The sequence below is a fragment of the Thermococcus piezophilus genome (genome assembly GCF_001647085.1).
Taxonomy (GTDB): Archaea; Methanobacteriota_B; Thermococci; order Thermococcales; family Thermococcaceae; genus Thermococcus; species Thermococcus piezophilus.
Genome location: NZ_CP015520.1, coordinates 361,625 through 385,394 on the forward strand (window position 1 = coordinate 361,625; position 23,770 = coordinate 385,394).

At 52.5% G+C, this 23,770-nt stretch carries 29 protein-coding genes and 1 pseudogene; 18 read left to right on the forward strand and 12 right to left on the reverse strand.

Going from position 1 to position 23,770, the window contains the following annotated elements:
* Nucleotides 1–27: 27 nt before the first annotated feature.
* Nucleotides 28–510 (forward strand): hypothetical protein, encoded by a 483-nt coding sequence (locus A7C91_RS02030; protein ID WP_068664464.1) that lies wholly within the window; start codon nt 28–30, stop codon nt 508–510.
* Nucleotides 511–515: 5 nt separating this feature from the next.
* Here A7C91_RS02030 and A7C91_RS02035 read toward each other — a convergent pair whose 3' ends face one another.
* The gene (locus tag A7C91_RS02035) at nt 516–1,682 is read right to left on the reverse strand and encodes an OBG GTPase family GTP-binding protein (protein WP_068664466.1); all 1,167 of its coding nucleotides are present in this window, start codon (nt 1,680–1,682) and stop codon (nt 516–518) included.
* 118 nt (nt 1,683–1,800) lie between these two features.
* On the opposite strand from A7C91_RS02035, the gene A7C91_RS02040 reads away from it, so the two are divergent.
* The 6 genes from A7C91_RS02040 (at nt 1,801) to A7C91_RS02065 (ending at nt 5,224) form a co-directional block, all read left to right on the forward strand.
* On the forward strand, nt 1,801–2,253 hold the full coding sequence (locus A7C91_RS02040) for an Lrp/AsnC family transcriptional regulator (protein WP_068664469.1): 453 nt from the start codon (nt 1,801–1,803) through the stop codon (nt 2,251–2,253).
* 77 nt (nt 2,254–2,330) lie between these two features.
* The gene (gene pfpI, locus A7C91_RS02045; protein ID WP_068664470.1) at nt 2,331–2,831 is read left to right on the forward strand and encodes a deglycase PfpI; all 501 of its coding nucleotides are present in this window, start codon (nt 2,331–2,333) and stop codon (nt 2,829–2,831) included.
* Nucleotides 2,832–2,976: 145 nt separating this feature from the next.
* A complete protein-coding gene (locus tag A7C91_RS02050) occupies nt 2,977–3,627 on the forward strand; it encodes a hypothetical protein (protein WP_199920084.1) in 651 nt (216 codons plus the stop codon).
* A gap of 42 nt (nt 3,628–3,669) precedes the next feature.
* Nucleotides 3,670–4,098: a PspC domain-containing protein gene (locus tag A7C91_RS02055; RefSeq protein WP_068664472.1), complete on the forward strand. Its 429-nt coding sequence runs from the start codon at nt 3,670–3,672 to the stop codon at nt 4,096–4,098.
* Between the two features lies 1 nt (nt 4,099).
* Nucleotides 4,100–4,327, forward strand: coding sequence for a hypothetical protein (locus A7C91_RS02060; protein ID WP_068664473.1), 228 nt, complete (start codon nt 4,100–4,102; stop codon nt 4,325–4,327).
* Complete coding sequence (locus A7C91_RS02065; protein WP_068664474.1) at nt 4,328–5,224, forward strand: triphosphoribosyl-dephospho-CoA synthase; 897 nt, start codon at nt 4,328–4,330, stop codon at nt 5,222–5,224. It abuts the gene before it with no gap.
* Here A7C91_RS02065 and A7C91_RS02070 read toward each other — a convergent pair.
* The 3 genes and pseudogenes from A7C91_RS02070 to A7C91_RS02080 all read right to left on the reverse strand — a co-directional run bounded on the left by A7C91_RS02070 (nt 5,208) and on the right by A7C91_RS02080 (nt 6,621).
* Nucleotides 5,208–5,489 carry a family 4A encapsulin nanocompartment shell protein gene (locus A7C91_RS02070; protein ID WP_068664476.1) on the reverse strand — a complete coding sequence of 94 codons (282 nt, stop codon included), beginning with the start codon at nt 5,487–5,489 and terminating at the stop codon, nt 5,208–5,210. The two genes, A7C91_RS02065 and A7C91_RS02070, sit on opposite strands and share 17 nt — an antisense overlap.
* Before the next feature lie 44 nt (nt 5,490–5,533).
* Nucleotides 5,534–6,174, reverse strand: a pseudogene (snatA, locus tag A7C91_RS02075) (neutral amino acid NAAT transporter SnatA).
* Between the two features lie 39 nt (nt 6,175–6,213).
* Entirely contained in the window at nt 6,214–6,621 is a 408-nt protein-coding gene (locus tag A7C91_RS02080; protein WP_068664478.1) for an OsmC family protein, read from the reverse strand.
* Nucleotides 6,622–6,680: 59 nt separating this feature from the next.
* Between A7C91_RS02080 and A7C91_RS02085 the strand changes: the two genes are divergently transcribed.
* Complete coding sequence (locus A7C91_RS02085; protein WP_068664480.1) at nt 6,681–7,523, forward strand: SPL family radical SAM protein; 843 nt, start codon at nt 6,681–6,683, stop codon at nt 7,521–7,523.
* On the opposite strand, the gene A7C91_RS02090 is transcribed toward A7C91_RS02085, so the two are convergent.
* Both A7C91_RS02090 and A7C91_RS02095 read right to left on the reverse strand, forming a co-directional pair.
* On the reverse strand, nt 7,450–8,286 hold the full coding sequence (locus A7C91_RS02090; protein WP_068664482.1) for a gamma-glutamyl-gamma-aminobutyrate hydrolase family protein: 837 nt from the start codon (nt 8,284–8,286) through the stop codon (nt 7,450–7,452). The genes A7C91_RS02085 and A7C91_RS02090 overlap by 74 nt on opposite strands.
* 65 nt (nt 8,287–8,351) lie before the next feature.
* Nucleotides 8,352–9,608, reverse strand: a complete 1,257-nt coding sequence (locus tag A7C91_RS02095) for an aminotransferase-like domain-containing protein (RefSeq protein ID WP_199920085.1) — start codon at nt 9,606–9,608, stop codon at nt 8,352–8,354.
* A 238-nt stretch (nt 9,609–9,846) separates the two neighbouring features.
* Here A7C91_RS02095 and A7C91_RS02100 point away from each other — a divergent pair, with 238 nt between their 5' ends.
* The gene (locus A7C91_RS02100) at nt 9,847–10,815 is read left to right on the forward strand and encodes a ribose 1,5-bisphosphate isomerase (protein ID WP_068664486.1); all 969 of its coding nucleotides are present in this window, start codon (nt 9,847–9,849) and stop codon (nt 10,813–10,815) included.
* A 54-nt stretch (nt 10,816–10,869) separates the two neighbouring features.
* Here the strand turns inward: A7C91_RS02100 and A7C91_RS11525 are convergent, their stop codons facing one another.
* Together A7C91_RS11525 and A7C91_RS11530 are read right to left on the reverse strand one after the other, a co-directional pair.
* On the reverse strand, nt 10,870–11,352 hold the full coding sequence (locus tag A7C91_RS11525; protein ID WP_234394434.1) for a hypothetical protein: 483 nt from the start codon (nt 11,350–11,352) through the stop codon (nt 10,870–10,872).
* A gap of 81 nt (nt 11,353–11,433) precedes the next feature.
* Entirely contained in the window at nt 11,434–11,625 is a 192-nt protein-coding gene (locus tag A7C91_RS11530; protein ID WP_234394435.1) for a hypothetical protein, read from the reverse strand.
* Between the two features lie 612 nt (nt 11,626–12,237).
* Here A7C91_RS11530 and A7C91_RS02110 point away from each other — a divergent pair.
* Together A7C91_RS02110 and A7C91_RS02115 are read left to right on the forward strand one after the other, a co-directional pair.
* Nucleotides 12,238–13,515 (forward strand): C/D box methylation guide ribonucleoprotein complex aNOP56 subunit, encoded by a 1,278-nt coding sequence (locus A7C91_RS02110; RefSeq protein WP_068664488.1) that lies wholly within the window; start codon nt 12,238–12,240, stop codon nt 13,513–13,515.
* A 5-nt stretch (nt 13,516–13,520) separates the two neighbouring features.
* Entirely contained in the window at nt 13,521–14,201 is a 681-nt protein-coding gene (locus tag A7C91_RS02115) for a fibrillarin-like rRNA/tRNA 2'-O-methyltransferase (RefSeq protein WP_068664490.1), read from the forward strand.
* A 580-nt stretch (nt 14,202–14,781) separates the two neighbouring features.
* Here the strand turns inward: A7C91_RS02115 and A7C91_RS02120 are convergent.
* Nucleotides 14,782–15,453 carry a TIGR00266 family protein gene (locus tag A7C91_RS02120; RefSeq protein WP_068664493.1) on the reverse strand — a complete coding sequence of 224 codons (672 nt, stop codon included), beginning with the start codon at nt 15,451–15,453 and terminating at the stop codon, nt 14,782–14,784.
* 151 nt (nt 15,454–15,604) lie between these two features.
* On the opposite strand from A7C91_RS02120, the gene A7C91_RS02125 reads away from it, so the two are divergent.
* The 3 genes from A7C91_RS02125 to A7C91_RS02135 are packed head-to-tail and all read left to right on the forward strand — an operon-like array spanning nt 15,605 to nt 18,234.
* Nucleotides 15,605–16,657 carry a hydroxymethylglutaryl-CoA synthase gene (locus tag A7C91_RS02125; RefSeq protein WP_068664495.1) on the forward strand — a complete coding sequence of 351 codons (1,053 nt, stop codon included), beginning with the start codon at nt 15,605–15,607 and terminating at the stop codon, nt 16,655–16,657.
* A 10-nt stretch (nt 16,658–16,667) separates the two neighbouring features.
* The gene (locus A7C91_RS02130; protein ID WP_068664497.1) at nt 16,668–17,828 is read left to right on the forward strand and encodes a thiolase domain-containing protein; all 1,161 of its coding nucleotides are present in this window, start codon (nt 16,668–16,670) and stop codon (nt 17,826–17,828) included.
* Nucleotide 17,829: 1 nt separating this feature from the next.
* On the forward strand, nt 17,830–18,234 hold the full coding sequence (locus tag A7C91_RS02135; protein WP_068664499.1) for a Zn-ribbon domain-containing OB-fold protein: 405 nt from the start codon (nt 17,830–17,832) through the stop codon (nt 18,232–18,234).
* 90 nt (nt 18,235–18,324) lie between these two features.
* Here the strand turns inward: A7C91_RS02135 and A7C91_RS02140 are convergent, their stop codons facing one another.
* Together A7C91_RS02140 and A7C91_RS02145 are read right to left on the reverse strand one after the other, a co-directional pair.
* On the reverse strand, nt 18,325–18,630 hold the full coding sequence (locus A7C91_RS02140) for a hypothetical protein (protein ID WP_068664501.1): 306 nt from the start codon (nt 18,628–18,630) through the stop codon (nt 18,325–18,327).
* 17 nt (nt 18,631–18,647) lie between these two features.
* Complete coding sequence (locus tag A7C91_RS02145) at nt 18,648–19,151, reverse strand: GNAT family N-acetyltransferase (RefSeq protein WP_068667367.1); 504 nt, start codon at nt 19,149–19,151, stop codon at nt 18,648–18,650.
* Between the two features lie 72 nt (nt 19,152–19,223).
* Between A7C91_RS02145 and A7C91_RS02150 the strand changes: the two genes are divergently transcribed.
* A complete protein-coding gene (locus A7C91_RS02150) occupies nt 19,224–19,757 on the forward strand; it encodes a multiprotein bridging factor aMBF1 (protein ID WP_068664503.1) in 534 nt (177 codons plus the stop codon).
* A gap of 56 nt (nt 19,758–19,813) precedes the next feature.
* Here the strand turns inward: A7C91_RS02150 and A7C91_RS02155 are convergent, their stop codons facing one another.
* Entirely contained in the window at nt 19,814–20,221 is a 408-nt protein-coding gene (locus tag A7C91_RS02155) for a DUF356 domain-containing protein (RefSeq protein WP_068664505.1), read from the reverse strand.
* Between the two features lie 117 nt (nt 20,222–20,338).
* On the opposite strand from A7C91_RS02155, the gene A7C91_RS02160 reads away from it, so the two are divergent.
* The 3 genes from A7C91_RS02160 (at nt 20,339) to A7C91_RS02170 (ending at nt 23,768) form a co-directional block, all read left to right on the forward strand.
* Complete coding sequence (locus A7C91_RS02160; protein ID WP_068664507.1) at nt 20,339–22,042, forward strand: DUF505 family protein; 1,704 nt, start codon at nt 20,339–20,341, stop codon at nt 22,040–22,042.
* 124 nt (nt 22,043–22,166) lie between these two features.
* The gene (locus A7C91_RS02165; RefSeq protein ID WP_068664509.1) at nt 22,167–22,739 is read left to right on the forward strand and encodes a TATA-box-binding protein; all 573 of its coding nucleotides are present in this window, start codon (nt 22,167–22,169) and stop codon (nt 22,737–22,739) included.
* A gap of 21 nt (nt 22,740–22,760) precedes the next feature.
* The gene (locus A7C91_RS02170) at nt 22,761–23,768 is read left to right on the forward strand and encodes a histone deacetylase family protein (protein ID WP_068664511.1); all 1,008 of its coding nucleotides are present in this window, start codon (nt 22,761–22,763) and stop codon (nt 23,766–23,768) included.
* Nucleotides 23,769–23,770 lie beyond the last annotated feature (2 nt).

Genomic DNA, 23,770 nt, shown 5'->3' on the forward strand with positions numbered 1-23,770 from the left:
CAATAGATTGTAACGGAGGATACCCAGATGAGGGTTAAAGTCATGCGTCCAATATTCCAGCCTGAAGGGAATTCTAAGTTCGTACTCTATCCTTATTGGATATTTCACCTCAAACTCTTCTACAAGCGCCTCGGCAGGAGCGACAGGGTTCTTGACTACTACGCCTACGTTGACCTCTACCGCCTCGGCGCCGAGAGGGGCGACGGTTTCATAGAGCTCTATGAGTGGGACGTTAACGAGAACCGGATAATGGGGCCCATTGTGGACTATGAAGAAGCCAAAATGAAGGCCTTTGAGAGCGCCATCCACTGGGGCAACATGAAAATAATCTCTTGGTGGTTACCTAGGATTGAGATAGTAATGGATGTGATGGCCTACAAGGTCTTCTGGGTTTTCAAGAGGGACGGAGAAAAGTTCGTGATGGACAGCCTGGACGGAAAGGGGTTCAGGCTGAAGGATTTAACAAGAATAGAAAGACGACCAACATGCCGCAGACTGAGATGTAGGTGACAAGATCACCGCGCGTGAATCTCCACTATATCTCCGTCCTCCAAGACGTGATCCGCTCCGACCCTCTGGCCCGGGAACTTGACGCTCTTGCCCCAAACCCTAGCGTAGCGGAAGTTCTTGGCGAAGTCCTTGTGAATCCTCTCGGCCAAGTCCATAACCGTTGAGCCCTTCTTGAGCGGGACTGGTGGATAAGCTGGCTCCTCCCCTGGGCTTTTCGTGAAGACGCGGATTATTTCGGCGAGCTCGTATAGTTCATCCTTCAGCCTATCAAGGTTTATCTTCCTCTTTGCGGAAACGGGGACTATCTTAAAGCAGTCACTGTAAACCTTAACGAGTTTCTCGTAGTTTTCTTTACTCCCCAGAGAGTCACCCTTGTTGGCTATTATCATCGCTCTTCGCCAAACCAGACTCTCGTCGAGCGCATCGGCGAACTCCTCCAGAGTTACAGGCTCTTTGACGGTTATCTCCGCGGAGTGAATTCTTTCCTCGCGAAGCATCTTCATGACCTCTTGAATGTCGCCCTTTATGTTCTCCTGGCCGTTGATGATTATTCCGCCGCTGGCGGTTCTCTTTATCTCGACCCCCGGGCGGCGCTTGTTGAGCTTTATTCCAGCTCTCTCGAACTCTCTCAGGAGGATTTCCATCTGCTTCACAGGATCCTGGGAGAGGTCAACGACTATCGCTATGGCGTCTGCGTTTCTTACAACGCTTAAAAGCTGCGGCCCCATGCCCTTACCGAGAGCGGCCCCCTCAACGAGGCCAGGAACCTCAACGAGCTGGATTTGAACATCATTATGGTGCATCATTCCCGGGATGGGCTCGACGGTGGTGAAGGCGTAGTCAGCAACGTCTATGTCAACATTGGTCAGTGCCTTCATAAGCGAGCTTTTCCCAACGTTTGGAAGGCCAGCCAGGACTATCTGTGCCGCCCCTTCTTTCCTCACGCTGAAGGAGTAACCACTACCCTTCTTCTGAGCCTGCCTCTGCTTTTCAAGCTCCTTCCTCAGCTCGGCTAGCTTTCGCTTTATCTGGAGCCTAAGTTTCTCAGTCCCCTTGTGTTTTGGCACGGTGGCGTACATCTTCTCGAGCGCCCTTATCTTCTCTGAGATAGTTTTGGCGTTCCTGTACTCATCCTCGGCCGCTAAGTACTCTGCCGTAACGTTGGTTGGCATGGCTGACCCTCCAGAAGTTTCTGAATTAAGGAGAGGGAGGTATTTTATAAAGGTATGGTTCCCGGAAATCGGCAAGTTTATATAACCTTCCGAAAATTTTTTACAGACGGTGATGCTCATGCTAGTGGGTTTGGACGAAATCGACAAGAAGATTCTCACCATACTTCAGAAGAACAGTAGAACGCCCTTGAGAGAGATTTCTAAAGAGGTCAACTTGGCCGAATCGACCGTTTATGAGAGAATAAAGAAGCTAAAGGAAAGGGGAATCATACGGAAGTTCACAGTCATTCTCGATCCAGACTCCCTTGGCTTCAAGATACTGGCTTTCATCCTCATAAAGTCGAAAGCCGGCAAATACACCCACGTCGCCAAGGAGCTCACGAAATACCCGCAGATAATTGAAATCTATGAGACGACGGGCGACTACGACATGCTTGTGAAGATAAGAACCAAGGGAAGCGAGGAGCTCAACAAGTTCCTGGACACCATCGGTGAAATCGAGGGCGTTGAATCGACCAACACCATGGTCGTGCTCAAGGTCCACAAAGAGACCACCGAACTGCCCCTTTAATTGCCCATCTCTGTCCACAAAAGCTTATAAGTATCCCATTTCTATTTCTCTCTGAGCGTTAATACGGAGGTGTTTCTATGAAAGTGCTGTTTCTAAGCGCGGATGACTTCGAGGATCTGGAGCTGATATACCCGCTCCACAGGATTAAAGAGGAGGGCCACGAGGTCTACGTTGCGAGCTTTCAAAGGGGGAAGATAACGGGCAAGCACGGCTACACCGTGAACGTTGACCTAGCTTTTGACGAGGTTGATCCTGATGAGTTCGATGCCCTCGTTCTTCCTGGTGGAAAGGCCCCGGAGATAGTCAGGCTCAACGAAAAGGCCGTGGCAGTAACGAAGAAGATGTTTGAGGACGGAAAGCCGGTAGCGAGCATATGCCACGGGCCGCAGATACTCATCTCCGCCGGAGTGCTTAAGGGCAGGAAGGGAACGAGCACAATAACCATAAGGGACGACGTTGTCAACGCCGGTGCCGAGTGGGTAGATGCCGAGGTCGTCGTCGACGGTAACTGGGTCAGCTCAAGGCATCCGGGCGACCTCTACGCCTGGATGAGAGAGTTCGTGAAGCTCCTTCGCTGAGCTCCAACTTTTCTTGTTAACTTTTCTCCAACATAAGCCTTATACAGAAAAGTGATGAGAATTTCATAGGTACAGGCCATGAAAAGGCGGGGCTCTCGGCACATTTATCACGTTCATCCTAGTGGCGGTTCTCGTGGGTGCCGCTGTGACGTTAGCCTTAGCGCTCCACGGTGACATCGAGATCAGAGGCATAACCCCGAAAGAGACCGCCGGAGCGCTTGTCAAGTTTGGAGAGTCTAACGCATCATCCCTCGTCATCAGGAACACCGTGGGAGATGTATACGTGGTTAAGGCAAACGTGAGCGGCCTCGTGGTCAAGAGCAACCTCCCCATAAACGTCAGCTTTGAAAACGGCATCCTCGAAGTGTACTACCCGATCAAGGAAAGCATTATCGGGAGGAGGAACGTCTGCAAAGACTACAGGAACGGCACTGTTGTGGTAGAAGTTGGTGGAGAGCTCGAGTACCTAGGCATAAGGGACGCCGTCGGGGACTTCTTAGTCTCGGCAGGGGCCAAGAGAGTGATCGTGAGAGACTTTGTCGGCAATTTTAAAGGCGAGAACTGGGCAGAATACACAGTCGAGGATGTCGTAGGGGATATAACGCTCCACGCCAGCGACCATGTTGGGATCAACAACGTCGTTGGGGACATCCTGATAACAGCCCCACCGGACTTTAGTGTGAACCTCAACGCGGAGGACGTGCTGGGAGGCGTCACGAACACCGCGGGCGGAGAAAATGGCACAATAATCGTTTCAATTTCCAACGTAGTTGGAGACGTGAACATTAGGGGATGACTTTTTAAGCCCCTTTCACTTTCTTACAACCGGTGATGAGAAATGGCAAAGAGGCTGATGCGCTCAAAGGACAACAGGGTCTTCCTGGGGGTTCTCGGAGGGATAGCCGAGCACCTCGAGATAGACCCGACGCTCGTGAGAGTAATCTTTGTAGTTCTGCTTGTATTCAACCCCTCCGCGATGACCCTGCTGTACTTCCTGCTGGCGCTGGTCATGCCAGAGGAAGAGAACGGGGAAACGTCGCTCGAGGAGAAGCTCAACAAGCTGGCGGATGAAACTGAAAAGAAGATCAACGATATCTTTTCGGGCAGCAACAGCACAAAGACCTTCGCAATAATACTGATAGCCATCGGTGCAGCTATTGTAGCAAAGCCGCTCTTCCCTCTGATAATTGGCCCGATTGGCGGAACTACACTCCTAGCCCTCACCCTCTTGGTAATAGGCATAATACTGCTCAAGAGGAGTGATTGAGATGCGGACGCTCGGGATAATACTCATCTTCCTCGGAATCGTTCTTCTGGTAAGAGAGTTCAATCCAGCATTTATCTCGTGGATTGCACCCTACGCTCACCAAATCAAGGGCGCCTTCTGGGGCGTTACGCTGATAGCCTTCGGTCTCTACATGCTCACCAGAAGAACCGCCAGGAAGCTCGTCCTCATAGCGTACCTCATCTACCTTCTCCTCTACCTGGTGGTCTGAATGGAGCGGTGGAGGATCATAAAGGCCTTCACCCTCGGGTCCCTCCTAGAGGCGGCCATCCCGAAGCCGGGCAACGTGAACCGCTACGTTGACTTCGAAGACCTGACCCTCTACCACTTCATCTTCGCGGAGACCTGGATAATAGACATACTCCACGAGGCCACTAAGATCGGTGACCAGCTCAGGAGGGGAACCTACCGGCTCAACGAGGCCGGAATAGGCGAGCTGATAAAGCGCGCCGTCCAGAACACAAGGGAGGTTCAGGATGCAAACCCGAACTTCGGGATAGTGGCACTCCAGATCCCGCTCGTGATAGCCCTCTCAATGAGCAGGAACATGCTCGAGGCTCGGGACTGTGTCAGAAGGCTCCTAGACGAGTCCACTGTCCGGGACACGATGGAGCTCTACCGGGCGATAAGAATAGCGAACCCCAAGGGAATCCCGAGCGGGGTCAAGTACGACGTCTATTCCGATGACTCCTTCAGGGAGCTGTTTAGGGACGGCATCAACCTGAAAAGGCTGGCCGAAATAAGCTGTGAAAGGGAGTTAATCTTCTGCGAGTGGCTCAACGGCTACGAGCTGAGTTATAAAACCTTTGCGAGGCTCTACGAGCTGACGAAAGAAATGACGCTCGAAGAGGCAGTTCAGGGGGCGTTCGTCGAACTTCTGGCCGAAAACACTGACACCCTCATTGTGAGAAAGGCAGGAAAGGAAGAAGCGGAACTCGTCAAGGAGAGAGCCAGGGAAGTCCTCGAGGGAAGGCTCACTCTCGAGGAGTTCGACGCCTTCCTGAGAGGAAAGAAGGACTTAAGGAATCCGGGAAGTCTGGCCGATATAATGACCATCGCCCTGGGCCTGTTCGTTCTCAAGGGCTACCGCCTCACTCGAGAACCTTAAAGCGCTTCGCTCCCCCCAGGCCGAGGCCCAAAGCTTTGCTGTCAACGACGACCGCGTCCTTTCCGAGCTCGTCGAGGAGACGAACCTTCATGCCAGAAAGCTCCAGCACCTCCTCCTCACCGCCGAACTCCTTGTTCACCTGGTTCTTCAGGAACTCGTAGGCCTCGAAGCCGAAGAGAACGACATCTGGCTCGTAACCGTCGAGCGTGAGCTCGTTGGCCTTCTCCTCAATGAGGCTGAGAATCTTAATCAGCTCTCCCCGCATACCATCACCAGGGACAGTTAGAAAAAAGACTTAAAAAGCCTTCCTCAAAGGCCAAAGGCACCCTTGATGCCGTTGAGTATCATCTGCACTGCCATAGATGTCAGAATTAGGCCCATCATCCTCGTCATGACTTTGATTCCAACCCTCCCAAGCTTGTCTTTATCCTATTGGCTGAACATAGTACGAGCCAAACGGTGAAACCTATCGCGACTATGCTCGCTATTACCGCAGCCCTCTCTGATACGCTGAGGCTTTTGGCCATATAGAGCATAACGGTTGTTATCGCGCCTGGGCCAGAGATTAGGGGAATCGCGAGTGGAATTATGGCGACCTCCTCAAGAGTAACGACCTCTTCGTCGAACTCCTCCGTCTCTTCCCTACTTATCTTAATCGAGGAGAGACTTCCCGAGAGCATATCCATCGCCATGCGGAAGAGCAAAATACCGCCGGCTATCGAGAACGCGTCTGCGCTCGAGCCGAAGAACCGGAATATCCACTGACCGATGAGGGCGAAGGTAATGAGGGTTATGACTACAGTTACGGCAGTTTTGGCCGCTATCTCGCGCCTCTCCTCCATGGAAAGGTCATGAGTAACGCTTAGAAAGACCGGGACAGCACCGACTGGGTTGGTAATTGCAAACAGTCCGCCGTAGAGGAGCACGAAGTACTTGATAATCTCTATCACGCGACCACCCGTGCTGGCTAAGAAGGAGAAATTAAAAGGTTAACTCTTGATAATCTCATAGGAGTACGTGAGCTTTGCACCACTGAGCTTTATGTGGGCCGAGGCGGAGCAATACTTGTCTTGACTGAGCTCTATGGCGCGCTTTGCTTTCTCATCCTTCACATTGCCGTAAATTCTGTAGTGGAGGTGAACCTTTTCATACATCCTTGGGTGCTCCTCGCGCCTCTCGCCGCTTATCTCCACTTCAAGCCCTTCTATAGGTTCCCTCATCTTCTGGAGTATCATAACCACGTCATAGGCAGTACAGCCAGCGACGCCGAGGAGAAGGAGTTTCATCGGGCTTATCCCGCCGTCCCCAAGGACGATCGAGCACCTCCCAGGCTCCACCTTGCCGATGAACTGCCCCTTCTCAACCCACTTTACACTACCCCTAACCTCGCTTGACACTTTTTTTCACCCGTAAGTGGAAACGCAATCCATTTTAAGGCATTTTCGTAGACAGAAACATGTACATCCGACCCTTCGACCCATGGAAGGCAAAGCTCTGCACATGCCCGTTCAAGTATACGCTGAACGTTTACACCGGTTGCGACCATGCTTGTCTTTACTGCTACATAACGAGCTACATCCCCAAGGCCTTCCGCGTGAGGACGAAGGAGGGGCTTTTGCCGAAGCTGGAACGCGAGCTGAGGAAGTTCGATAGGAGGTACATAATAGCTCTCTCCTATTCCTCCGACCCGTACCCAACCATCGAGAAAGAGCTAGGCATAACAAGAAAGGTGCTCGAATTGTTCCGGCGATACGACGTGAGGTGTCTTTTGCTTACAAAATCAGACATCTTCGAGCGCGACCTCGATATTCTGAGCGAGCTGAAGTGTGCCGTGGGGATCACCGTTACGACCATTGATGAAAGAACTGCCAAGCTCATAGAGCCGAAGACACCGAAGCCAGAGGACAGGATACGGGCGCTTAAAAAGGCCAAGAGTGCAGGAATTCCAGTCTACGCGCGCATAGACCCGATAATTCCATTCTACAATTGGGGAGACTTCGATAAGACCCTCGACGCGCTGAGCTTCGTGAGCCACATAACGGTCTCGACGCTGAAGCTGAGGCCCGATGGGTTGAGTAGAATGAAGGCAAAGCTGCCAGAGGTTATGGAAAGGCTGGAGCCCCTCTATGAGAAAGGTGAGAGGATTGGAGGCTACTATTACCTGCCAAGAGAATTCAGGATGAAAATCCTCAAAGAGGCGAGGAGAAAGATAGAGGATAGGGGAATCACATTTGGCTCGTGTCGGGAGGGTTACTACTCGTTTCCGAGCTGCGATGGCTCTCACTTAGTTCCTCCCTGACTTTAGCTTCTATCTCCCGCCTATCCATATCGAGCTTTTTGGCACGGTATTCAGCCGCAGCGAGGACGAAGGCCTCGAAGAGCCTTTCCATCTCTGGAAGATACTCCGCCTGCCATTGGACACCCACGATGAGGCCTTCTCCACCCTCTATCGCCTCTATGAGGCCGTCCACGGCATAGGCGACCGGCTTTACTCCCTCCCCGACCCGCTTGATGGCCTGATGGTGGAAGCTGTTCACGCGAAGGAACACATCGCTGGTGCCCTCTATGTTCAGCTCTTCCTTCAGTATCTCGTAGAGCCTCGAACTCGTTTTTATCCTCACCCCGTGGACACGCTGCGTTGGTCCCATCAGGTGAAGGTCCCAGTCGTGTTTTATCGCCTTAGGAATCTCTGCTGAAACATCTTGGTAGAGCGTTCCACCGAGGGCGACGTTTATCACCTGCATGCCCCTGCCGATGCCCAGAATGGGCACCCCATTCTCAACGGCTTTTTTCACCAGGCATATCTCTAACTCATCCCTTGCAACATCCACGTATTTGAGGACACCGGAAGGATCCTCCCCGTAGAAGTGGGGGTGTATATCCGGACCCTCGATGAGGAGGATTCCATCAACGTGTTTTATAACCTCATCAGGGGACGAATCTGCGCTGAAAACAGCGGGAATTCCCCCAACATTGAGTACCTTCTCCAAGTGGGCCTTGTTGAGGAAAAGGCGGTTCTTGGAGTAGTCCATACTACCGATTACACCGATTAAGGGCTTCATCACAACCACCCAGAGGGAGAAACGCTGTAGGGTATAAAAAGATTTACAGAAGAAAATAAAGGAGTTCAGCCCTTAAGAGCTTTGATTTCCTCCTTGATGACCTCAGCGAGCCTCTTAACGCCTTCACGTATCGTCTCCTCTGGCACGTAGGTAAAGTTCAGGCGCATGGTGTTCTTGACGTCCCTGTAGGCGAAGAACGCCTCGCCAGGAACGTAGGCAACTCCCTTGGCGACGGCCTTCTCCATCATGAGCTTGGTATCGACGCCCTCTGGAAGGGTTACCCAAATGAACATTCCTCCGTCCGGCTTGGTCCACCTGACTCCCTCTGGCATGTACTCTTCCAAAGCTTCGAACATAGCGTCCCTCCTCGGCTTGTAGAACTCGATGATCTTGGGGATGTGCTCGTCGAGGTGACCGTCTGCGACGTACTTCCAGGCTATGACCTGAGCAAATGGGTTGGCGCAGAGGTCAACGGCCTGCTTGGCTATCTCTATCTTCCTGATGAAGTGTGGATGAGCAGCTATCCAGCCAAGCCTGAAGCCGGGGGCAAATATCTTCGAGAATGTGCCGAGGTATATGACCCTGCCCTCATCATCGAAGTGCTTGATGGGTGGAATCGGCTTGCCGGAGTAGCGAAGCTCGCTGTATGGGCTATCCTCGACGATAAGGAAGTCATACTCGTGTGCGAGCTCTATGAGCCTCTTCCTCCTCTTAAGGCTCATCGTAACTCCCGCTGGATTCTGGAAGGTCGATACAGTATAGACGAACTTGACCTTCTTCCCCTCTGCCTTAAGCTCCTTCAGCTTCTCCTCGAGGATGTCCACAATCATTCCATCGTCGTCCATTGGAATAGAGAGGAATTCCGGATCGTAGTACTTGAAGGCGTTGAGGGCAGCGAGGTAAGTCGGGCCTTCAACGACGACTATGTCCCCAGGATCGATGAAGACCCTTCCGATGAGGTCGAGGGCCTGCTGCGAGCCAGCAACCATCATTATCTCAACCTTGGACATCGGGATTCCGTAGCGCTTCTCCATCCACTCGGCAAGGGCAAGTCGGAGCGGCGTGAAGCCCTTGGTGGTTCCGTACTGAAGGGCCTTATCCGCGTGGGTCTTGAGGATCTCCTCCGTTATGGCCTTGATTGTTTCCACCGGGAATGTCTCGGGCGCTGGAAGGCCACCGGCGAGCGAGATTACGTCCGAGCTCTCAACGAGCTTAAGAAGCTCTCTAATCTCAGAGGCTTTCATTTCCATTGCCTTCTCCGAGAAGTATGACTCAAAATCCAGTGACCCTGAACCCAACTTCTTTATAAGCTTTTCCTCCACTTCCATTCCCCCCTTAGATGAACAATACTGTCTACGTCATCAATTTTATACACTTAAGAAGTGGCGACGATTGGTTATAAATCTTTCTGCAATGGTCGTTAGAGCCCTTTACTTTTGCAAAGGGAAAGTTCTAAGCCTCTTTATGAACATCAAAGCACAGAGGATTTCATCAGTGAACATAAAAAGCTCTATAAACCCCCTCAGCATAATTTGGGGTTACCAATGAGGGGTGATAGGGATGGTGGTAGTGAAAGAAGTGTTGGAGATAGCAGAGAAGATTAGAAACATGGAGATCAGGGGGGCGGGTAAGATAGCCCGTTCGGCCGCCTACGCGCTTCAGGTTCAAGCCGAGAAGAGCAAGGCCACAAACGTGGACGAGTTCTGGAGCGAGATGAAGCAGGCGGCGAAGATACTCTTTGAGACAAGGCCCACAGCGGTTTCCCTGCCTAACGCGCTCCGTTACGTCATGCACCGCGGAAAGGTGGCATACGCCGGGGGTGCAGATCTTGATCAGCTCAAGTTCGTCGTCATCAACGCGGCTAAAGAGTTCATCCACAACTCGGAAAACGCGGTGATAAGGATAGGCGAGTTCGGAGCCAAGAGGATAGAGGATGGCGACATCATAATGACCCACTGCCACAGCAAGGCGGCGATAAGCGTCATGAAAACTGCCTGGGATCAGGGCAGGGACATAAAGGTCATCGTTACGGAAACAAGGCCCAAGTGGCAGGGCAAGCTAACCGCGAAGGAGCTAGCCTCATATGGCATTCCTGTCATCTATGTGGTTGATTCCGCAGCGAGGCACTACATGAAGATGACGGACAAGGTCGTCATGGGCGCGGACAGCATAACCGTGAATGGTGCCGTCATAAACAAGATTGGAACTGCCCTAATAGCACTCACCGCCAAGGAGCACAGGGTATGGAATATGATTGCCGCCGAAACCTACAAGTTCCACCCCGAGACCATGCTCGGTCAGCTCGTCGAGATAGAGATGCGCGACCCCTACGAGGTCATACCAAAGGAGGAGCTTGAAACGTGGCCAAAGAACATCGAGGTTTGGAACCCTGCCTTCGATGTCACTCCGCCTGAATACGTGGACGTCATCATAACCGAGCGCGGTGTAATCCCACCAGGCGCCGCCATCGACATACTCAAGGAGGAGTTCGGCTGGGCCCTCAAGTACACCGAGCCCTGGGAGGACTGAGGTTTTTCCTTGTCTCTTTATTTCTCGTCATTTGATGGTGAAAAATGAAAGGCTTTAACCTCCGACGCTTCCTGCGGTGAACGCTTCGGCATATGCCTTCACGACTTCCTCATCGCCCATTATCATGAGGACTCTGACCAAATCCATGCCTTTGACCTCCGAGAATTCAACGTAGAGGTACTGGTTACCCTTGCGGTAGAGTTTGACACTGAGCGGCTTGAAATACTCGTTTTTAGTCGGTTTTTTCTCCAAGATTACCTCCTCAAACCCCTTAGCCGTTATGGCATCATCGAGCTGCGCAATCACTGCCTCGACCGGACACGTGCATGTACCGGTGAGCTGTGTCCTCCTTCTCTCCGAGATGCCGCTGCTCATCAGGAAGTCCGTCCCGTTCGAGTTCGCAAGGTTTTCCGTTACCTCCCAGGGGGTATTCTTCAAGGGTATCACGTAGTGGACGAAGTAAACGTCTCCTGATGGTAGTTCGATGTCCTGCCTTTTTATCTCTCCCCTGTTTCCGACAACTACTGGGTAGTACATTCCTCTCGTGGTGTCGTTGTTCTCGAAGAAGACGGCACTACCGGCAAGGGTGCACTTGGGCGCTATGCCCAGCTCTGCCGGTCAGTCATCTGCGTGAAGGTAACCGCTACTCTTCCCTTCACTCAGCGATACCTTTGGAATCAACTCCAGGAAATCAGTGAACTCTACCATGCGGTTGTCTACAAGCTCTCTGATGCTCCAGCCAGTCCAAGCGTTTGCGTGGGTGAACTGGGGCTCCGTCTCAAGCGTGCAGGTTGCGGTGGAGTAGTCCACCCCGTCGCTGAAGTCCTTGCTTGGTAGCTAGTTCTCAGGTATGTAGTAACCCAGCGTGAGAACCAAAATAAAAGAGAAAACGAGAACTATAATCCTCACATTTCTGTCCACTTCTAATCACCTCATAAGATTTTTACCGGGTTAATCAGTGTAAGTGTTCTGACGCTGCCGATGCTGTCTAGAAGTATCCATGCTGAGTATGGATCATCGTAAGTTATGTGAAATGTATAAGTAGTTTTCACCATTGTCGTATACATTATAGCCAACTACTGTGATTGTATGGAGCACTGAAGGGGCCTTCCGGTTCATAACCTGCACCCCCAATGAGGAAATGGCATTACAAAATATACCAATTGGGCTACTATTTAACTCTCTCTATCATCAGAAGTGAAAACTTGGCTGGAACTAAGTTATACTGGTATAAATCCCACGTCGTTGCACATACATAAACCTATGCGATGCGGATCGATGACCATTAAAACCCAAACTGATCTGGTTTATCGACTGCAGGCATGCCTATATGGGGGATTAATACTGTAACGAATACACGCAAGGGTTTAAAACGCCTAACCCTTTTATACTTTGGAGACAAAAACTGAGAGGGTGATTATAATGAAAGCGTACCTTGCTGAGAACGTCAGGGGCATCTACGCCTTTGACGAGAGCGGTAATCTCATCGACCAGAAAGTATTCTCGGGAAAGCCAGAGGTTAGCCTTGACAGGCTTTTGAAGGGCGAGCCGAGCGACGAGCTCATTTCGTTCCTCAAAGAGCTTGAAAGCAGAGGCTACGACGAGTTCGTGGTCGAGGATGGGGAGCTGAGCAGAAAGCTCAAGGATCTTGGCTACAACGCAGTGAGCAAGTTCCCCAACCTGGCCGGCCAGAAGCTCCGTGAAAGCCCAGAAGAGTTTCTCGGAAAGGACTGGTTTGAGGAGTACTTCACCATTGGCGTCGCCCTCACCAGGATGAGGATACAAGAGCAGAGCGGAGCAAGAGACAAGATGATAATCCAGGCCATCGAGGCCCTGGATGATATAGACAAGGTCGTCAATCTGCTCGTTTCGAGGCTTAGGGAGTGGTACAGTCTACACTTCCCCGAACTCGATGAGCTCCTGCCGAAGCACCAGCAGTACGTCGCCTTCGTGAAGGCAATCGGACACAGGGACAACGCAACGAGGGAGAGGCTCGAAGAGCTCGGACTGAGCGAGGGCAAGATAGAGAAGATACTTAGGGCCAAGGAGACCACCATGGGAGCGCAGATGGACGAGACCGACCTCAAGATCGTGAAGTACTTCGCCGAGGAGATAGACAGGCTCTACAGGCTCCGCGCCGAGATAGAGGACTACCTCGAGAGGGCCATGGACGACGTCGCGCCAAACCTCAAGGCCCTCGTCGGAGCGAAGCTTGGAGCCAGGCTCATTAGCCTTGCGGGGGGCCTAAGGGAGCTTGCCATGATGCCGGCTTCAACCATACAGGTGCTCGGTGCAGAGAAGGCCCTCTTCAGGCACCTAAGGAGCGGTGCCAAGCCGCCCAAGCACGGTGTCATCTTCCAATATCCAGCCATAAACCGCTCGCCGTGGTGGCAGAGGGGTAAGATAGCGAGGGCCCTTGCTGGAAAGCTGGCCATAGCAGCGCGCGTTGATTACTTCTCAGGGGAATACATAGCCGAAGAGCTCAAACAGGAGATAGAGACAAGGATTAAGGAGATCAAGGAGAAGTACCCGAACCCGCCCAAGAGGAAGGCCAAGAAGCCCGAAAAGAAAGAGAAGGGCAAGAAGTCCAAGAAGAAGGGCAAGGAGAAGTTCAGAGGAAAGGAGAAGAAAAAGGTCAAAGGCGGAAAAGGCGAGAAGCCCAGCAAAGGTGGAAAGAAGAAAAAGGGCGGTAAGAGGTGATTTGAATGAAGATTAAGAAGCACGAGTTCCCTGGCGTTTACGTCTTCATCGACGAGGACGGGAGCGAGAAGATAGCGACCAAGAACCTCGTCCATAGCCAGAAGGTCTACGGCGAGAGGCTGATAAAGTTCGAGGGCGAGGAGTACAGGGTCTGGAACCCGAGGCGCTCGAAGCTCGGCGCGGCCATACTGAACGGCCTCAAGCACTTCCCGATTAAGCCCGGATCAAGCGTTCTCTACCTGGGCGTTGCGAGCGGAACCACTGCCTCCCACGTCAGCGACATCGTCGGTTGGGAGGGTAGGGTCTTCGGCGTGGAGTTCTCTCCAAGGGTTCTCAGGGAGCTTGTACCAATCGTCGAAGAGAGGAGGAACATCGTTCCCATTCTCGGTGACGCAACGAAGCCAGAGGAATACCGCGCGCTGGTTCCCAAGGTGGACGTCATCTTCGAGGACGTGGCTCAGCCTACGCAGGCAAAGATACTCATCGACAACGCCAAGGTCTATCTCAGAAGCGGTGGCTATGCCATGATATCCGTCAAGAGCAGGAGCATAGACGTTACCAAAGAGCCCGAGCAGGTCTTCAAGGAGGTCGAAAAGGAGCTTGCGACCTACTTCGAGGTCGTCGAGAGGATTTCGCTCGAGCCCTACGAGAAGGACCACACGCTCTTCGTGGTCAGGAAACCCTGACCTTTCTCATTTTGTTTTCCGTTTTATTCTGCATACTGCTGAATCGGATAACTCATAAAAAGCTATAAGAGGGGAAAATAAAAATCCACGGCTCATCCACATATTGTGGCTGGAATGTTCCAAAGTTTCCTTCTCAAGTACCCATCACGATGGGGAAGCTTACAAACGATGTTATCGCCCGAAGATTCTTCCTGCCAGACCGGGGAAATGCTACAGAATAATCAGAGAAACCAGATGGACAAACGGAGTAACTTACCCACACTACGGCAGTAAAGAAGTCCAGAAAAACGGACACACACCAAAGGAGGCATCTATTTATGATTCTCTGCGAGAAAAACTAGGGGGTATCACCAGGGCTCACGGACGGTTAATCATTCTGAGAAAGAGTCTGCCCGCGGCGTTAATGGATGTGAGAACAGGCATAGTTTTCTGAGAGCTTGCCTGAGGGGGTATCATAAGGCCATGTTCAGAAGATTACATGGGTATTCGGACTTTCTGGAGTTGATTCTGAATAACAGTGGGTGTTCTTAGAACTAATCTCAGCCAAAATATCCAGATGGGCGAAATCCAAAAAGAAAGTTCAGTCACTTCTCTTTGGCAGATATGGTATTAACCAGCCCACAAAGCTGTCAAGGCTTCTAGTTTGGATGTAAAGTGTTCCTGTTCCGTAGAACTCCGCTACAAGGCCTTCGCCGCTGAAGAGAGTGCTCTTCAGACTGCCAACCCTTTTGACCTTGAAGTCCAGCCCCTCACTGAAGGCCACCATATGTCCCGTGTCTATGACAAAGCGCTCGTTGTGGAGCTCCTTTTTGTATATCGCGCCAAAGCTGGAAAGGAAAACAGTACCGCGTCCCTGCATCTTCAGGAGAAACAGACCCTCCCTGCCAAAGAACGTCTTCGTTCCTCCCCACTTGGTGTCTATGCTTATCTCCTCAGAACTTGCCAGAAAAGCACCGCTTTGGGCGTAGATAGTCCCATTCAGCTCAAAGACTTCTATGTCGCCAGGATAGGCCGGCGCAAGACCGACGGTTCCGGGCCCGTTCTCGGCCCTGAACGTGTTGATGAAGAAGCTCTCCCCTCCAAGGACGGAACGCTTTAAAGCCCCAAAAACGCCGCCTTTTGCCTTTGTTTCGAGCGTTATTGTCGGGCTCATATGCACCATCGCACCGGATTCCGCCTGTATTGCCTCGCCCCTCTCAAGCTCTACCTCAAGAAGGGAAAAACTCGGCCTGTGCATTATCTCGTATCTCACTTCGTTCACCTCAATGGTAATTGCCAGCGAGTCTTTATATACACTCGTATAGCCAATCGTCGAAAAAGCCTTTCACTTTCACCGAAAGACTTTTATAAGGTCCACCTCAACCGTAGGCGGAGTTACGTTCAACTTTTGTAGGTGATGCCGCATGAGAAAGCTCTTGAAGCCCATCAAGGACGTCGGTATCGTCGGCTACGGTGCCTATGTTCCGAGGTATAGAATCAAAGCCGAAGAGATTGGACGGGTCTGGGGAGTTTCGAGCTTCCCGATCGAGGAGAAAGCCGTTCCAGGTCTTGACGAGGATGCGCTCACCATAGGAATTGAAGCCGCTCGCAACGCCCTCAAGAGGGCGGGAATAGACCCCAAGCTCATCAAGGCGGTGTGGTTTGGCTCCGAAAGCAAGCCCTACGCCGTTAAGCCCACCGGAACCGTAATAGCTGAAGCCATCGGTGCAACTCCAGATGTGAGCACCGCCGATTTCGAGTTCGCCTGTAAGGCTGGAACCGAGGCACTTCAGACCACCATAGGTTTTGTCGGCTCAGGAATGGCCGAGTATGCTATGGCCATCGGTGCCGACACCGCCCAGGGAAGGCCCGGCGACCACCTCGAGTTCACCGCCGGCGCTGGAGGTGCCGCTTTCATAGTTAGCGAGAAGAGCAGCGAGACCGTTGCGTATTTTGAGGGAAGCTACTCCTACGTCACAGACACTCCTGACTTCTGGAGGAGGCAGCACGAGCACTACCCGAGGCACGGTAACAGGTTCACTGGGGAACCGGCATACTTCCACCACATAGTCAACGCCGCCAAGACACTTATGGAGGAGCTCGGTCTAACCGTCAACGACTTCGACTATGCCGTCTTCCACCAGCCCAACGTCAAGTTCCCGCTTACCGTCGGCAAGATTCTTGGAATCCCAAGGGAGAAGATACTCCCAGGACTGCTCACCGGAATCATAGGAAACACCTACAGCGGCGCGACCATGGTGGGCGTTTCTGCCGTTCTCGACATCGCCAAGCCAGGCGATAGAATACTGTGGGTCTCCTTCGGTTCGGGAGCAGGGAGCGATGCCTTCAGCATCGTCGTACAGGATGCCATAGAGGAGAAACGCGACCTCGCTCCAAAGACCATGGACTACGTGAACAGGAAGAAGTACATCGACTACGCCCTCTACGCGAAGGCGAGAAGGAAGTATATAATGTGAGGTGGTTGAGATGAAGAAAGCCGTCATAATCGGTGCAGGCATGACCCCAGTTGGTGAGCACTGGAAGCTCGCCCTCCGCGACCTGGCCGTCGAAGCCGTTTTCAACGCGATGGACGATGCTGGAATAGACAAGGTTTATTCCCTTTACGTCGGAAACATGATTTCAGGCCCATTCGTCGAACAGGAGAACCTCGGTTCGCTCATAGCCGACTGGGCCGGCTTAGGAAACATCCCGGCGGTAAAGATCGAAGCTGCTTGTGCCAGCGGCGGTGCCGCGGTTCAGGAGGGAGTTAAAGCTGTCCTGAGCGGCCTCGAGGACGTCGTGGCCGTAGTCGGCGTCGAGAAAATGACCGATGCCTGGCCGAACGATGCCACGCGTTACCTCGCCTACGCCGCCGATGCTGAGTGGGAGCTCTTCCACGGGGCGAGCTTCGTGGCGCTCAACGCGCTCGTGATGCGCTACTACATGAAGACCCACGGCTACACCGAGGAGGACCTTGCTCTTTTCGCGGTAAATGCCCACACCAACGGAGCAAAGAACCCCTACGCGATGTTTAAGAGGTCGATAAAGCTTGAGACAGTCTTAAAGAGCCCCTACATCGCTGATCCGCTCAAGCTATTCGATGCTTCCCCAGTCTGTGACGGTGCCGCGGCGGTGATAATCACAACTCCAGAGAAAGCCAAGGAGCTCGGTGTTCCAAAGGAGAAGTGGGTAGAAGTTGCGGGAATGGGAAGGGCCATCGACACAATCAACCTCGCCAACAGGGAAGACTTACTCACGCTCAAAGCGGCGAAGATTGCCGCCGAAAGGGCATACAAGATGGCTGGCGTTGAGCCGAAGGACATTGACTTCTTCGAGATCCACGACGCGTTCACCATCATGGCCGCACTCAGCCTCGAGGCCCTCGGAGTAGCGAAGAAGGGAGATGGTGCGAAGCTCGCCAGGGAGGGTCAGATCGCCATCGATGCCGACTATCCGATACAGACCATGGGTGGACTCAAAGCCAGGGGCCATCCAGTTGGAGCGACTGGCGTCTACCAGACGGTTGAGGCAGTGCTCCAGCTCCGCGGTGAGGCTCCGAACCAGGTTCCAAACGCTGAGGTGGGCCTAACCCAGAACATAGGTGGAACCGGCTCGAACATAACGGTTACCGTTTTGAGGAGGGTCTGAAATGTCTAGGCCAATGCAGGTTTCCCGTTACTGGAGGCACTTTCGCGAGAAGTATAGGCTCATCGGCGGAAAGTGCGAGAACGGTCACGTCCACTTCCCAAAGAGGCCAATCTGCCCAGTCTGTGGCAGCAGGGAGATCGAAGAGGTAGAACTGAGCGGAAAGGGCAAAGTGCTCAGCTGGACCATCATTAGAAATCCCCCCAGTGGCTTTGAATACTACAAGCCCTATCCCCTCGCCCTCATAGAGCTCGAGGAGGGGCCGATAGTTCTGGCCCAGCTCACGGACATTGATCCCGAGGAGATAGACTTCGGCATGGAAGTTGAAGTCGTCACCAAGAAGATAAGAGAGTTCGAGGAGGACGGAATAATCCTCTACGGCTACAAGTTCAGGCCGCCAGTGAAATGATTCGAGTTCTTTTCCACTTCCTTTTTCCCCTGATCCTTGAGGGAAGTTTAAGATAAAACCAGTCCAACAAAGGAAATTGAGAAATGAGATTCAAGCCTTCTCTATCCTCATCCTATCTACATTATCGAACTCCAGCTCAAGCTTTCCGCGCTCCATCTTGACCTTAACGCCATCTACGACGGCCTCTATTTTCCCGCCCTTTGCCTCAACTCCAAGTATCTTTGCTATCTCTCCAACGCTTTTTAAAGAGCCGCTCATCGTCGTTTCGAGGGCTTCTCCACTGCTCTCTATCGTCACCTTCAGCCTGCCCTTTCCTTCCCTTATAAAACTCTCTTCTCTAAGTTCCTCGTTCAACTTCCTCACCTTCTCGGGACTTGGTGTATCTATGCAAGGCATAACATCCACCCAACAAACTAACTATCTTTCCACTCTTTATCATCCTTTCGGAGGTCCTTTACCATCCTAACCCATATCCCGTTCTGTCCAACTTTCCTGAAACCGTAGCTCTCGTAGAATTTAATGGCACCTTCGTTCTTCTCCCCCACCCAGAGCTCTATCCTGTTGTTGTATTTGCTCAGATATTCCAGGCAATTCTCCATGAGCTTGTGGCCTATCCCGTGCCCCTGGAAACGTTTGTCCACCACAAACTCGTGTACTGCACCGACGACCCTCCCCTCGTACTTGCTGTACCAGTCGTTATCACAGACTATGAAGCCCACTATTTCATCCCCAAGCTTCGCCACGAAGAAGCCGTCCTTGGCCTTGTTCCAGCACCATCTCAGATAGCGCTTGGCATAGCTCTCGCCCTCGCCGCCGTACTCGCGCATATTCTCATAGCCACTCATGTATATCTCGATGAGCCTCTCAAGAATTTCCTGGTCAAGCTTTTGCAACTTCTCCATCCTTACCTCACTCATCAAACTAGGACTACGGCGAGGGATTTATAAAAGATAGCTCCAAGCTTCAAGTGGAGCCAAAAGGTGATTGATATGGGGAAGGCAAAGCCCAAGATATGTGAAATCTGCGGTGCCACCATCAGGGGTCCGGGTCACACGATACGGGTCGAGGGAGCCGAACTCCTCGTCTGCGACCGCTGTTACGAGAGATACGGGCGTAAAAAGCCCGGAACCTTCAGCGTGATGCCCACCGGAAGAGAGCCAAGGAGAAAATACGCGAGGCCCAAGCCAAAGCCGGCTCCCAAGCCAAGGACGGAGAGGCCCCTCTACACAGAGGACATCGTCGAAGACTATGCGGAGAGAGTTTACCAGGCGATACAGAGAAGCGGAAAGAGCTATGAGGAGCTTTCACACGAGATCGGCCTCTCGATGAAGGATCTAAAGGCCATAGCCCACGGCTACCGCGAGCCGACGATAAAGGAGGCCAAGAAGCTGGAGAAGTACTTCAAGATAACCCTCATCGAGCGCGTCGAGGAAGTCCCCAAGGAAAAGGCAACTATACCCAAGGACTACGAGCCAACCCTTGGAGACATAGCGAACATCAGGATCAGGAAGAGGAAGAAGTAACTGCGACGCTTGACGATGACTCAACAAACTCGAGAAGAAATGGAACTGGAGGTTCATTAAAACTCTTCAAAGTCCTCTTCCTTTCTCTTGGCCCCCTCCTCGCCCTTAGTTCTCTTTGGTGGGTGGAAGCCGCGGAGCTTCTCAAAGGTTCCCCAGAGCCTGAGGAACTCCCTGTGAACCTCTGTGTCTGGGGGTATCACGAGAATGTGAGCGGGCGGATGGATGTCCATAAGCCTGCCTATCGCCTTCGCTGGGGGGAAGTCTATCTGAGCCACCACGTGAGCTTTGAACTTCTTTCTTGGCTTCTCTCCGGAGATCTTCTCAAATGCCCAGTCAGAGAGCGCGGGGGGTATTATCCTCGGGTCTCCCCTTATCCGCATACCGCCGTAGCGGACGAGGTCGGCCAGTGCTACGATGGCCTTCTGGAAGTTGTCGGTTCTCACCAATACTATAGTGTTTAGCATGCTCTCACCACCACCAACTTATCAGTGGTCTTTTTAAGTCTTCTCCATTTTTAGTTACCGAAAGTTTTAAAAAATGCAGGTAATAAAAAAGTCCAAAAAGGGAGAGGAGGGATAGGAATGTTCCTTAAGAAGAGGCACCTCGAGATTCTGAAGGAGATGAAGAACACCAAGAGTGGGGCCGAAATAGAGGCGAAGCTCCCAGAAGAGTTCCAGATAAGAGCTGTTGAGCTCTACATCCTCGGCTTCGTCGAGCTTAAGGGGGGTAAAATAAGGTTCACCGAGGCAGGAAAGAGGATGCTTGAGCTCGTCGAAAAGCTTGACGTTGAAAAACTGCCCGACGTCTTTGCCGATAGCGAGATAATCAAGATACTCGAACTGGCCGTCGAGACTGGAGAGGTTCCCGAGAAGTGGATGGAGCTCCTCAGGGAGAGGCAGCTGGCTGACGAGAACGGTGTTAACGAGCTTGGAATGGAGCTCCTGAAGATATACCGTGAGACCCACCCGGTCGTTTACCTCACGCCCGAGATAGTTTCCTTCCTCCGCGGAATGCCCAAGATAGGAACCCTGGACGAGCTGGTGAACTACAAGAACGCCAGGCTCTACGGAGACAACATCACTAACGCCCTTCAGGCGATGAGGCTTCTCAAGATTTCGCCCGCCACCGAGAAGGGAAAGGCCTTCGTCGCCACCCCCGCGGCGAGGCTCGCGCTCAAAGCCGCCAGCATGGTACCCGTCTTCACGGGCGCGATAACCCTGAGGAAGGAGGACTTCGAGGCTCTCAAGGCAGGCAAGAGGAGCGCGGCCAGCGATGCCCAGAGCTTCACCGATGAGAAGGGCATCACAGAGTTTGGAAAAGCCATGATGGAAACCTACGAAGCAATAGGCAGGGAAGAGGAGAGGATCCTTCCAATATACCTGCTGGCAGACGAGCTCAAGGTTCTCGAGGCTATAGCGGAGATAGAAGAGAAATACAAGACCAACCCAGAAATCCTGCCAACGTACAGGGAGGTAGAGAAGCTCGCCAAAGTAGAGGATCTCGGAGCGGTGCTTCACATCCTCGAGTCAAAGGAGCTCATCGAGAGAAAGCTCATGAAGAACAAGGACACTTACTGGCTTACCGACTGGGGCATGAATGCTAAGAAGTTCGGCGTCGTAACTCCAGACGGAATGAAGGCCCTCACCTACGCCGAGAGCGGCGATGTCCCAATAGCCGAGTGGGTGCTCAAGGCCAAGGAGGAGGACCTGATAAGGAACGGAATCACCGATAAGGGCAGGTTCTACCTCAGGATGAGCAGGGAGATAAAGAGGAAGCCATACTTAACCAAGTACGATGCCGTCATACTCCTCAAGACGCCGAAGAGGAAGTACATCTCAAGGAGCGAGCTGGTGGAGCTCGTAAGGAACTACGTCGGCGGGGACGAGAGAGACATCGTAAGGGCCATTGGAGAGGCCGAGGCAAAGGGCTTCATCGTCGAGCTCCATAACGGCATGGTCAAGCTCACCGAGCTCGGCGAGAAGGTCAAGACGGCCATTGAAAACGCCAAGGTCCAAGAAGTCATCGCCACGAAGTTTGGAATTACGCCAACGACCTACAACGTGCTCCGCGTGGTCTACGAGAACCTCGAAGTCTTCAACAGGATATGGAAGGAGAAGGGAGAGATTAAAGGCTACAAGCAGGATGAGGTAGACGTGATAAGGAAACACCTTAGCCTCAGCGAGGAGGAAATCAAGAAGGCCCTAACGATACTGAGGACACTGGGCTTCCTCGGAGAGAAGAGCCTCACGGAGGCCGGAAGGCTGCTCGTGGAGGCCTACCTCTGATTTCCCTTCCTTTTCTTCCACGTTCAATTTTTGGGGTTTTGACATTTTCATGACCTAAACCTTTAAAAACTTCGAGCGTTCATTTATAAAGGGTTTTTAAACCCACCATCCGGAGGTGTAAGCCTTGGTAGACATGAGCAATGTAAAGCTCAGGATCGAGAACATTGTCGCTTCTGTGGATTTGTTCACACAGCTCAACCTCGAGAAAGTCATCGAAATATGCCCCAACTCCAAGTACAACCCCGAGGAGTTCCCGGGTATTATATGTCGCTTCGATGAGCCGAAGGTGGCCCTTCTAATATTCAGCTCGGGCAAGCTCGTCGTCACAGGTGCAAAGAGCGTTGAAGACATCGAGAGGGCAGTCAACAAGCTCATCCAGATGCTCAAGCGTATAGGGGCCAAGTTCCAGCGCGCGCCACAGATAGACATCCAGAACATGGTATTCAGCGGCGATATCGGCATGGAGTTCAACCTCGATGCGATTGCTTTGAGCCTGCCCAACTGTGAGTATGAACCAGAGCAGTTCCCGGGCGTTATCTACCGCGTTAAGGAGCCAAGGGCCGTTATACTGCTCTTCTCATCAGGAAAGATAGTCTGCTCCGGCGCGAAGAGCGAGCACGACGCCTGGGAAGCCGTGAGAAAGCTCCTAAGGGAGCTCGAGAAGTACGGGCTCATCGAGGAAGAGGATGAGTGGTGATCCCTTTGGAGGGCGCGGGCCTTGCCCGCTTACGAAGTTTTATACTCTCCCCTCTTCAGGGAGCACAAACCTGAGGAATACCACCCCGAGAACCCGAGCAGGCTGGACTACGCTATAGAGGGCCTAAAAGCCAACGACCTTTGGAAGAACATCAGGGAGCCGGAGGAGGCTACACCTAACGACCTCCTTGGGGTTCACGAGAGGCCCTACGTGGCGAGGGTAAGGGAACTGAGTAAAAGCTCCGGAAACCTCGACCCTGATACCTACGTTTCTCCGGGCACCTGGAACGCGGCATTAAAGGCCTTTGGGGCTTCTCGCGAGGCCGCGCTTTCGGCGATGGAGCGGAAAGGTCTCTACCTCGCCCTTGTCAGGCCGCCCGGCCATCATTCTGGCAGGAATGGAAAAGCCTTCAACGCCCCAACGCTTGGCTTCTGCATATTCAACAACATAGCTGGAGCGGCTAAGCTAGTTGAAGCCCTCGACGGAAAGGCGGTAATCATCGACTTCGACGCCCACCACGGCAACGGAACGCAGGAGATTTTCTGGAACGACCCAAACGTGATTCACATCGATATCCACGAGACAGACATCTACCCCTGGAGCGGCCACGAACATGAGGTCGGCGGCAGAGATGCAAAAGGAACCAAAGTAAACATACCCATGCCGCACTACTCACGGGACGACGACTACATCTTCGTATGGAGGGAGATAGTTGTACCCATAGTCGAGAACCTCGATCCAAAGGTCATCCTCATCTCTGCGGGCTTTGACGGCTTCCGTGGGGAGCACCTCACGACATTAAGACTTACGGAGAGGTTCTTCCGCTATGCTGGCTCAACGCTTTCCAAGTATTCCCTCACGGTAATCCTCGAGGGCGGCTACGACGTTGGACTGAGGAAGGGCCTGCCAGCTTTCATTGAGGGCCACTTAAGCGGGATAGAAACTGAAGAGACCGTTCATCCAAGCTACGAAACCCTCAAAACTGTGGAGAAAATAATCGAGATACAAAAAAAGCAATGGGAACTTTAAAA

What these genes read in the sequence shown, in the direction of transcription:
- A7C91_RS02030 (WP_068664464.1), top strand. Translation starts at nt 28, where the DNA reads ATGAGGGTTAAAGTCATGCGTCCAATATTCCAGCCTGAAGGGAATTCT.
- A7C91_RS02035 (WP_068664466.1), bottom strand. Translation starts at nt 1,682, where the DNA reads ATGCCAACCAACGTTACGGCAGAGTACTTAGCGGCCGAGGATGAGTAC.
- A7C91_RS02040 (WP_068664469.1), top strand. Translation starts at nt 1,801, where the DNA reads ATGCTAGTGGGTTTGGACGAAATCGACAAGAAGATTCTCACCATACTT.
- pfpI (WP_068664470.1), top strand. Translation starts at nt 2,331, where the DNA reads ATGAAAGTGCTGTTTCTAAGCGCGGATGACTTCGAGGATCTGGAGCTG.
- A7C91_RS02055 (WP_068664472.1), top strand. Translation starts at nt 3,670, where the DNA reads ATGGCAAAGAGGCTGATGCGCTCAAAGGACAACAGGGTCTTCCTGGGG.
- A7C91_RS02060 (WP_068664473.1), top strand. Translation starts at nt 4,100, where the DNA reads ATGCGGACGCTCGGGATAATACTCATCTTCCTCGGAATCGTTCTTCTG.
- A7C91_RS02065 (WP_068664474.1), top strand. Translation starts at nt 4,328, where the DNA reads ATGGAGCGGTGGAGGATCATAAAGGCCTTCACCCTCGGGTCCCTCCTA.
- A7C91_RS02070 (WP_068664476.1), bottom strand. Translation starts at nt 5,489, where the DNA reads ATGCGGGGAGAGCTGATTAAGATTCTCAGCCTCATTGAGGAGAAGGCC.
- A7C91_RS02085 (WP_068664480.1), top strand. Translation starts at nt 6,681, where the DNA reads ATGTACATCCGACCCTTCGACCCATGGAAGGCAAAGCTCTGCACATGC.
- A7C91_RS02090 (WP_068664482.1), bottom strand. Translation starts at nt 8,286, where the DNA reads ATGAAGCCCTTAATCGGTGTAATCGGTAGTATGGACTACTCCAAGAAC.
- A7C91_RS02100 (WP_068664486.1), top strand. Translation starts at nt 9,847, where the DNA reads ATGGTGGTAGTGAAAGAAGTGTTGGAGATAGCAGAGAAGATTAGAAAC.
- A7C91_RS11525 (WP_234394434.1), bottom strand. Translation starts at nt 11,352, where the DNA reads ATGTACTACCCAGTAGTTGTCGGAAACAGGGGAGAGATAAAAAGGCAG.
- A7C91_RS02110 (WP_068664488.1), top strand. Translation starts at nt 12,238, where the DNA reads ATGAAAGCGTACCTTGCTGAGAACGTCAGGGGCATCTACGCCTTTGAC.
- A7C91_RS02115 (WP_068664490.1), top strand. Translation starts at nt 13,521, where the DNA reads ATGAAGATTAAGAAGCACGAGTTCCCTGGCGTTTACGTCTTCATCGAC.
- A7C91_RS02125 (WP_068664495.1), top strand. Translation starts at nt 15,605, where the DNA reads ATGAGAAAGCTCTTGAAGCCCATCAAGGACGTCGGTATCGTCGGCTAC.
- A7C91_RS02130 (WP_068664497.1), top strand. Translation starts at nt 16,668, where the DNA reads ATGAAGAAAGCCGTCATAATCGGTGCAGGCATGACCCCAGTTGGTGAG.
- A7C91_RS02135 (WP_068664499.1), top strand. Translation starts at nt 17,830, where the DNA reads ATGTCTAGGCCAATGCAGGTTTCCCGTTACTGGAGGCACTTTCGCGAG.
- A7C91_RS02140 (WP_068664501.1), bottom strand. Translation starts at nt 18,630, where the DNA reads ATGCCTTGCATAGATACACCAAGTCCCGAGAAGGTGAGGAAGTTGAAC.
- A7C91_RS02145 (WP_068667367.1), bottom strand. Translation starts at nt 19,151, where the DNA reads ATGAGTGAGGTAAGGATGGAGAAGTTGCAAAAGCTTGACCAGGAAATT.
- A7C91_RS02150 (WP_068664503.1), top strand. Translation starts at nt 19,224, where the DNA reads ATGGGGAAGGCAAAGCCCAAGATATGTGAAATCTGCGGTGCCACCATC.
- A7C91_RS02155 (WP_068664505.1), bottom strand. Translation starts at nt 20,221, where the DNA reads ATGCTAAACACTATAGTATTGGTGAGAACCGACAACTTCCAGAAGGCC.
- A7C91_RS02160 (WP_068664507.1), top strand. Translation starts at nt 20,339, where the DNA reads ATGTTCCTTAAGAAGAGGCACCTCGAGATTCTGAAGGAGATGAAGAAC.